Annotated in this window: 5 protein-coding genes; 2 read left to right on the top strand and 3 right to left on the bottom strand. The window is 67.4% G+C overall.

The window, feature by feature from the left end; all coding sequences use genetic code 11:
• Positions 1-115 precede the first annotated feature (115 nt).
• On the top strand, positions 116-1,573 hold the full coding sequence (locus ON45_RS12575; RefSeq protein ID WP_040494338.1) for a protein adenylyltransferase SelO: 1,458 nt from the start codon (positions 116-118) through the stop codon (positions 1,571-1,573).
• Between the two features lie 71 nt (positions 1,574-1,644).
• Here ON45_RS12575 and ON45_RS12570 read toward each other — a convergent pair whose 3' ends face one another.
• The 3 genes from ON45_RS12570 to ON45_RS12560 form a co-directional block, all read right to left on the bottom strand.
• Positions 1,645-3,885: an alpha/beta hydrolase family protein gene (locus ON45_RS12570; RefSeq protein WP_148288660.1), complete on the bottom strand. Its 2,241-nt coding sequence runs from the start codon at positions 3,883-3,885 to the stop codon at positions 1,645-1,647.
• Between the two features lie 127 nt (positions 3,886-4,012).
• The gene (locus ON45_RS12565; protein WP_051062986.1) at positions 4,013-4,819 is read right to left on the bottom strand and encodes an inositol monophosphatase family protein; all 807 of its coding nucleotides are present in this window, start codon (positions 4,817-4,819) and stop codon (positions 4,013-4,015) included.
• Complete coding sequence (locus tag ON45_RS12560; RefSeq protein WP_040494335.1) at positions 4,816-5,643, bottom strand: enoyl-CoA hydratase/isomerase family protein; 828 nt, start codon at positions 5,641-5,643, stop codon at positions 4,816-4,818. The genes ON45_RS12565 and ON45_RS12560 overlap by 4 nt, the downstream gene beginning before the upstream one ends.
• A 232-nt stretch (positions 5,644-5,875) precedes the next feature.
• Here ON45_RS12560 and ON45_RS12555 point away from each other — a divergent pair, with 232 nt between their 5' ends.
• The gene (locus ON45_RS12555; protein WP_040494334.1) at positions 5,876-6,607 is read left to right on the top strand and encodes an SDR family oxidoreductase; all 732 of its coding nucleotides are present in this window, start codon (positions 5,876-5,878) and stop codon (positions 6,605-6,607) included.
• The last annotated feature ends 32 nt before the right edge of the window (positions 6,608-6,639 follow it).

The raw sequence follows: 6,639 nt of genomic DNA, 5'->3' as shown, positions 1-6,639 counted from the left end.
GGAAACGGCCGATCCCCCGAAGCGGTGAGCCAATCCACGCCACGGTGAGGGTTCGCTCACCGCTCGCGACCGGTTGCGCGAACACGTCGCCGATACGGTCGGGGTCGTGACGACGATGACGGGACTCCAGTTCGACAACACGTTCGTCCGCGAGCTCGACGGCCTGTACGAGCGTTGGTCGGCGCGAACCGCTCCGGACCCCGACCTGGTCGTGCTCAACGACGCGTTGGCGCAGGAACTGGGCGCAGACCCGGACGACCTGCGTTCCCCGGCGGGCGTCGACCTCCTCGTCGGGAACGCGGTCCCGGCCGGTGCCGACCCCGTTGCCCAGGCGTACGCCGGACATCAGTTCGGCGGCTACTCGCCCCGACTCGGCGACGGGCGGGCGCTCCTGCTCGGCGAGGTGATCACCGCGGCGGACGATCGTGTCGACCTCCACCTCAAGGGTTCCGGCCGAACCCCGTTCGCCCGAGGTGGTGACGGCCTGGCCGCACTCGCCCCGATGCTGCGCGAGTACCTGATGTGTGAGGCGATGCATGCGCTCGGCGTCCCGACCACCCGTGGGCTCGCGGTCGTGGCCACCGGTGACTCGGTCACGCGTGAGACGCTGCTGCCGGGCGCCGTGTTCGTACGCGTCGCGTCGAGTCACCTGCGCGTCGGCACGTTCCAGTACGCGGCGTCGCTCGACGATCCATCGATGCTCGCTCGGCTCATCGATCACTCGATCAGCCGTCATGCGCCGTCCGCCGCAACGGCCGAACGTCCGGCGCTCGCGCTGCTCGATGCGGTGATCGACGTGCAGGCGGACCTCATCGCACGGTGGATGAGCATCGGGTTCATCCACGGCGTCATGAACACCGACAACATGACGATCTCGGGTGAGACGATCGACTACGGACCCTGCGCGTTCATGGATGTCTACGACCCGGCGACGGTCTTCAGTTCGATCGACCACGGCGGTCGGTACGCATTCGGCAACCAGCCGCAGATCGGGCTCTGGAACCTCGCCCGCCTCGCCGAGACGCTGCTCGCGTTCATCGATCCCGATCAGGACACTGCGGTCGAACTGGCGACGGGTCGGCTCGAGGAGTTCCCGACCCGTTTCCGGGCCCGCTGGTCCGAGTTGATGGCCACGAAGCTGGGGCTTGCCGCGGTTCCGACCGACGACGCGGAGTTGGCCGACGATCTCCTGGCCGTCCTGCACGAGTCGGGTGCCGATTTCACGTCGGCGTTCCGCTCGCTCTCGGCTGCGGCCGACGGCGACGAGCAGCCGCTGCGGTCACTGGTCGGCGATGTCGACGGGATCGACTCGTGGCTGGAACGCTGGCAGGCGGCCCGCGCCGCCGGCTCGTCGACGGCCGTCGAGATGAACGCGGTCAATCCGATCTACGTGCCGCGGAACCACCTGGTCGACGAAGCGTTGAACGCGGCGACCACGGGTGATCTCGCACCGTTCACGACCCTGCTCGACGTGCTGCAGCAACCGTTCACCGAGCAGTCCGGCCGGCACCGCTTCGCCGAGCCGGCCCCGGCGGACTTCGCGAGCAGCTTCCGCACCTTCTGTGGCACCTGACATCGGGGTGGCCGGACCCGACCTGCGTTGGGCGGGCCGAACCCCGTCGCGGCGCGTACCGCAGACGTTTCTCAGCGGCGCCTGCAGGAGCGGGCCGTGCCCTCTTCGTACTGTTCGAAGATGGCCGCGGTTTCGTCGAACGGCACGAACTGCGTTCGGCGGTCTCGCAACCGGCTGAAGTCGATCGGGTCGGTCCTGCTCAGTTCGGAGATCGGGGTGTGACCACCGGCGATCCCGATCGTGCCGAGGATGCTGGGCGAGACGATCGCGCCCGTGTCGGCCAGCTCACCGATGATCAGTTCGATCGTGCCGTCCTCGTCGATGGCGATCTGCAGGTTGTTCGGCGCGGTGGTGCCGGCTGCGGGGACATCCCGATACGTCACCACCACCCGCTGCTCGGCCTCGTCCAGGTATCCGAAGATCTGACCGTCGCCCGAAGCGTCGAGATTCTTCATCAACGCACCGATCGTGAACTGTGCGTGCAAGAGCATGCGCCCCTTGATGTACCACGGCGAACCGTTGTCGTCGATCCCGTCGATGTCGGCTGCGGTGCGCGTCGAGACCATGCCGTTCTCGTTCACGATCAGGAGGTCGATCGGATCGGCCATGCCGGGCACGGGGAACGACCAGCCGTCGAATGCCAACTCTGCGACGTTGTCGGGGGTGATGCCGAGCGGTTCCGCGCCCTGGTCGTAGAACGCGGCACCCGACGTGACGCTGAGGTCGTAGCCGTCGTCGCCGACCGGCGCGAACGTGATCTTGTCGCCCTCCCTCAGGTCGATCGGATTCGCCTTCACCTTGAGGCAGTCCTTCGTGAACTCGACCAGCGAGTTGCGTCGTTGGTTGGCCCGCGACGGGTTCAGGTAGCGAGAGTACGAATTGTCGTTCTCCAACGTCTTGCTGAAGAACGCCACGGCGTACTCGGTCGTCAGGCGTGAGATCTCGGCGACGGATGCCTCGGGCTTGAGCGGCATCGCGGGTCGCAACTCGTCGACCACGTCGACGATCGCCGGATTCCCGAACAGGACTGCGGTCAGCTGCTCGTCGCTGATTTCGTCGAACACCGACGAGTCGCAGTAGTCGTACACGCCCGACTGCCGGGCCCCGGTGTACGTGAAGTAGAACGTTGCGTCGAAGATGTAGTTCGCGACGTCGGACGGGTCGAAGTTTCCGGCGGCGCCGCCGAAGATCGCGGGGAAGACCGTCGGGTTCACGAGTTCCATCGACTGTTCGAAATCGGGACACCACGTCGACTGATACCCACCGACGTGATGGTTGAAGTCGGCGATGTCGACGAGGTACTTGGACTCGGCGCCCGTGAACCGGTTGAACGCGTCGTACGCGATGCCGGTGTCGTTGCCGAGGAACATCAACGCCGCATCGGTGTTCGCGTAGTCGTCGTCGTCGAGCAGCAGTCCCCAGTTGGAACCGCCGTTCATCAACGCGGCACTGACACGATCGTCGGCCGGCCGGCCCTGCGAGCCGATCCCCGTCACCGTCGCCAGGCTCGTCTGACCCCCCAACGAGAACCCGAGCACGCCGATCTCGTCGGCGTCGATCCGCTCGGAGAAGTCGAGGCCCGACGCGGCGTCGACCGTGCCGTCGAGCGCGGAGTCGATCACGAAGCTGACGTCGTTGGTGCGCTGGAGGATCGTGCCGTGCGCGGCGATGCCCGGGTTCGGGCCGATGTCCAGGCCGAGCCGCCGGCCGAGCCAGTCCGCTTGGTACCAGGCGTCGTTGTTCCCGGTGTGTTCGACCGACATCACGACGAAGCCGTGACTGGCGAGCGCCTCCATCGTGTCGGGCATGTTCTTGCTCGACGTGACCAGGTTGCCGTGCGATCCGATCAACAGTGGAAACTCGCCGTCGGCGAGCGGCGCACTCTCGAGCACCGGGTTCGACGAGAGCGCGCCTGCAGCGGGCAACGGTGCGAGATCGGGCAGCCCGGGCCACACGGTGCCGCCCGGGTTCTCGTTGTACAGCGGGTTGTTCCAGGTGTACCTGACGTGATCGTCGGTGGGGACCTGGGTGGGATACCAAACATCCATGTGGAGGAATCGGCCGGCGGACGTGGCCGGCGTCGAACCGTCGAGGTTGCGCGACGGGTCGGTCACCTGCACCGTCGTGTGACCGATCGAGTACTCGCCGAGTCGGTCGGGCTCCGCCGCGTGCCCGCGTCCATGCCCGTTTCCGTTGCCGTGGGACTTGCCGTTGTCGGCGAGTGCGGGACCGCCCGCGACGGCTGACACGCTCACCACCAGGGCCACCACGATGCCCAGGACTGCGGTCGTGCGGGATCTGTCGGTCGTCATCGTCGCTCCACAGGGGTCATGGTTCCGGGCGCCGAACCCCCCGATTCGACGCCGCGACCGACCGTAGTGCACGTCCACACGGTCGCCGCACCGGCGGTCTCGCGGGAACGCAGGCCCGGCCCGACGGTCACGCCAGAAGGGCGAGGACCTCGTCGTGCAGGGCTCCGTTGCTGCTGATCGCGGTGTCGTGTTCGTGCGTGACCTCACCGAGCCGATCGGTGAAGCGGCCACCGGCGGCCTCGACGATCGGCTTGACCGCGGCGAGGTCGTACGGCGCGACGCCGACCGCATCGATCGCCACGTCGACCGCTCCCTCGGCGACGAGCATGTGCTGCCAGAAGTCGCCCATCCCACGGCTGCGTCGGGCGCGCTGCTGCAACGCGATCAGCCGGTCGGTCAGTCCGAGATCGTCCCAGCCCGAGTTGTGCGTCACGCTGAGCTGGGCCTCGTCGAGCAAGGTCACGCTCGATACCCGCATCTCGCGGGTGGCGTCGTGCGCCGCCGTGTGTGCGCCCAGACCGACCCCGCCCCACCAACGCATCCCGAGCGCCGGGGCACTCACCACGCCGAGCACCGCGCCGGCCTCGGCGTGGGTCAGTGCGATGAGGGTCGCCCACACGGGGATCCCGCGCACGTAGCCGGAGGTCCCGTCGATCGGATCGATCACCCATCGCCACTCGGAGTCGGTTGCGCCGGTCAGCCCGTGTTCTTCGCCGAACACGCCATGGTCGGGGCGGGCACGGACGAGGCCGTCGACGATCAGCGACTCGGCATGGCGATCGACTTCGGTGACCTCGGTCTGGTTCTGCTTCCAGTCGACGGTGAAATCGCGGTCGACGAAGTGAGGCAGCGTGAACAGGTCCGCCGCATCGGCAACGCGCAGCGCCAGTTCGAGTTCTCCCTCCAGATCGACGCCGTCCATGTCGGCGCTCACGACGCGGAACCGTGGTCGTGCCGGAAGTCGGGTGACCGCTTCTCCTGGAGTGCCGCGAGGCCTTCGGCGGCATCGGGCCCGAGGAAGTTCAGCATCTCGTAGGCGAGCGAGGCCTCGAAGTTCGGCAGCGCCTGGCGGAGCCAGTGGTTGAGTGCTCGCTTGGTCATGCGCGTGGCGTCGATCGGCCCGGCGGCCAGCTTGCGTGCCACTCCGAGGGCGGTCGGCATCACCTCGTCGGCGGGAACGGCCTTCGAGACGAGTCCGATCCGCTCGGCTTCGCGGCCGTCCAGGAAGTCGGCCGTGAGCAGGTAGTACTTGGCCTTGGCCATCCCGCACAGCAACGGCCAGATGGCGACCGCATGGTCACCGCCGGCGACGCCGAGGCGGATGTGTCCGTCGGTCAGTTTCGCCGCTTCGTCGATCACGCTCACGTCGGCCATCAGCGCCACGGCGAGTCCGGCACCGACGGCCACGCCGTTGATCGCGGACACGATCGGCGTGTCGCAGTCGATCATCGTGCGCACGATGTCGCCCGCTTCTTTCATGACCCGCATCGTCTGCGCGTAGTCACCGACCTGTTCGGCGATCCAGTCGAGGTCGCCGCCGGCGGAGAACGCCCGTCCGGCACCGGTGACGACGATCGCCCGCACCGACTCGTCGTCGTCGAGATCGCGGAACACGCGAGAGAGCTGGAGGTGCATCGCTGCGTCGGTCGCATTCATCTTGTCCGGATCGTCGAGCGTGATCCGGAGCACCCCGCCGTCGTCGCCGTCGGGCCAGTCGAATCGGAGTCGGTCGTACGCAGCGTCGCGATCGGAGGTCACGGAGCGAACCCTACGCGGGCGGGTTGCAACGGTGAGGTTTGGAATCCCCCGATGTTGGAGACGGTGACCGGGAGCCGCTCAGCAGGAGCGGCACAACCGAAAGGAAACACGAAACATGGGCTACGGCATCGGAGGAATTCTCATCCTCATTCTGATCATCCTCGCGATCATCTACTTCGCGAAGCGGGTCTGAACCAACATCCAGTCGAAGCCACACGCGTAGGGTTTCCACATGGATCTCGGAATCAGCGGACGTCGGGCGGCGGTCGCTGCCGCGACATCGGGCCTCGGCCGTGGCGCCGCCAGAGCACTGGCTGCAGAAGGTGCCAGGGTCGTGATCTGCGGTCGCGATCGTGACCGACTCGACGCCGCACTCAGCGAGATCGGCAACGGAGTTCAGGGGGTCGTCTGCGACGTCGGCTCCGCCTCGGGAGGGGCGGAGTTCGTCGCGGCGGCCTCCGACGCGCTCGGCGGGCCACTCGACATCCTGGTCCCGAACGCCGGCGGTCCGCCGCCTGGCAACTTCGCATCCACGCCCGTCGACGCCTATCCCGACGCGCTGGATCTGAATCTGATGTCGATCGTCGCGATGTGCAAGGCGGCGGTACCCGGCATGCAGGAGCGTGGTTGGGGGCGAGTCGTCGCCATCACGTCGGTGTCGGTTCGTCAGCCGATCGGAAGCATCATCCTGTCGAACACCGCCCGCGCCGGCGCCACCGCGTTCCTCAAGACACTGGCGCTCGAGGTCGCCGCCGATGGAGTCACCGTCAACACGGTGCAGCCCGGCATCCATGACACGGCACGACTCGATGCGCTCTACGACGACGAGCAGCGGGCGCAGATCCGGATGGGTGACGCCGACGATTTCGGCTCGATCGTCACGTTCCTGTGCGGGCGGCAATCGTCGTTCGTCACGGGACTCCAACTCCACGTCGACGGCGGGAGCTTCGCCGGCCTCCAGTAACCGTGAACCATCGGGTGTCTGACACCCGATGG

This window comes from Ilumatobacter nonamiensis YM16-303 (genome assembly GCF_000350145.1).
GTDB classification, from domain to species: domain Bacteria; phylum Actinomycetota; class Acidimicrobiia; order Acidimicrobiales; family Ilumatobacteraceae; genus Ilumatobacter_A; species Ilumatobacter_A nonamiensis.
The sequence above is the reverse complement of the archived record's forward strand: the minus strand, read 5'-3'. Positions and strand labels throughout refer to the sequence as shown.